Origin of the sequence: Methylobacterium adhaesivum (genome assembly GCF_022179065.1) — a bacterium.
In the GTDB taxonomy this organism is placed as follows: Bacteria; Pseudomonadota; Alphaproteobacteria; order Rhizobiales; family Beijerinckiaceae; genus Methylobacterium; species Methylobacterium adhaesivum.
This window is the reverse complement of record NZ_BPQD01000057.1, coordinates 1-1,719: the sequence shown is the minus strand read 5'-3', so window position 1 is coordinate 1,719 and position 1,719 is coordinate 1. Positions and strand designations below refer to the sequence as shown.

General features: G+C 59.3%; 2 protein-coding genes. Both read right to left on the bottom strand.

The features are described 5' to 3' along the window. Positions 1 to 779: 779 nt before the first annotated feature. A complete protein-coding gene (locus tag MFF01_RS22190; protein ID WP_353959557.1) occupies positions 780 to 1,340 on the bottom strand; it encodes an HWE histidine kinase domain-containing protein in 561 nt (186 codons plus the stop codon). Positions 1,341 to 1,388: 48 nt separating this feature from the next. Continuing rightward, positions 1,389 to 1,719, bottom strand: a 331-nt coding sequence (locus MFF01_RS21950; RefSeq protein WP_238228586.1) for an integrase core domain-containing protein, incomplete at its 5' end; no start/stop codon positions are given.

Below are 1,719 nucleotides of genomic sequence, written 5' to 3'. Positions count from 1 at the left end.
CTTTTCAGGAGGCAGGCCAGACTCTCAATCGCTCAAAAGATCGGTGCAGATTTAGATTAGGCGGTGACACCTGGTATTGTAGCCGGCGGTCCCTGGCATTGGCCCGGGACTAACGAAACACCTAACCAACCCTTATACGGTAGGGCGCATTCAAATTCGGTAAAATTTTCTCAGAAAAACGTCTTCTTATCAGATACCGCCCGCGAAAATTCAATGGCTGCAATGGGCGCATTACTACCAGATTATCATCGGAACACACGTCTGCTTTCGGTATCCGCACGGTTGCACGTGAACGACTGCGTTAGGTCGGAACTCGCCCGTCAGCTCCACGACCGGGTCTGGTGGGTTTACGACCGTGCGCTATCAAAAAGGAACGTCGAGAAACCGGACGTTCGCTTGAATCGCGATGTAGGACAGCTTCGAGCCCATCTGTGTCACCAATGGTATAGATTAGACTGGCGTCCATCAAACAGGCAGCTGATCGGTGCCGTCCGCTCGCCCTGCCATCGTCACACAACCGACGATGCACGAACTTCCAACCTGAGTCATCGATTGGAGGTAAGCCAGGTAGGTGGCCTCACGCCGACCCAGTAAGGTTGTTGGTTGCCTCAAGCGGTGTGCAAATGACGCATTTCACCCCGCTCGGCTCGAAGACGAGCTCCACTCTACCGCCGAGCTCGTTCGTCAGAGCTCGTTCGAAGAGGCGTGAGCCAAAGCCCCGGTGAGTAGGGTGCTGCACCAGCGGACCGCCAGCCTCGACCCACGTTACCACTAAGTCGTCACCCGTCGTCCATGAGACAGTCACGCGCCCGTTGGCAGAACTCAGGGCGCCATACTTCGTCGCGTGTGTGCCGAGCTCGTGCAGCACCATGGACAAGGCAAGGACCTGTCTCGGGGAGACGGCTAGCGAAGGGCCCTCCGCCGCGATGCGCATCTGGTTGCCCTGGAAGGGGGAGACAGCTCCGGCGACCACATCCGGAAAGGTCGGCTTCGATCCACTGTTCGCGCGTGAGGACATCGTGTGCCTTCGCGAGTGCCATCAACCTCCCGACAAAGGCCTGATAGACCTGCTCGGGGTTAGATTGGTCCCGCCGCACGATCTGCGCGGCGAGTGCCTGGACTGTTGTGGGCGTGTTTCTAACTCGGTGGTTGAGTTCGTTGACCACCAGGCTCTGCCGTTCCGCCTGCCGCGCCAGTTTTAGCTGCGCTTCCTTCTCGTGATTGATGTCAACGCTGATGGCCGTGATGAATTCAGGGGTTCCCTGCGCGTCAGGGACGAGGGAGACGTTGTTGCGAACCCACCGCGTGGTCCCGTCCGGCCGAACGTAGTGCTTCTTGATTACGAAAGGCGAACTGGCCTGCCCCCATTCGGTGGCCCAGGTTCGAAGTTAGTGCATCGTCAGTCGCGTGACGATGGCGGGGTGAGCGAGCGGCCCTGAGCCGCTCGGTTCGGTTGGCCAGATGACGACCTCGGGCGCAGGCGGCTGGTAGCCGAGCGACGAGTGCGGCCGGATGTTGTTATAGTGCCTACGCCATTGCTCGATCACGACGCTGGCCTCCTTGAGGGTGTAGAACACCTCGCCGTTGAGGAGTTCATCCCGCAGCTTCGCGTTGAAGCTCTCGCAATAGACGTTCTCCCACGGACTGCCCGGCTCGATGTAGGCGGTCGCTGATCCCACCGCCGCGATCCAATCCTGAACGGCCTTGGCGATGAACTCC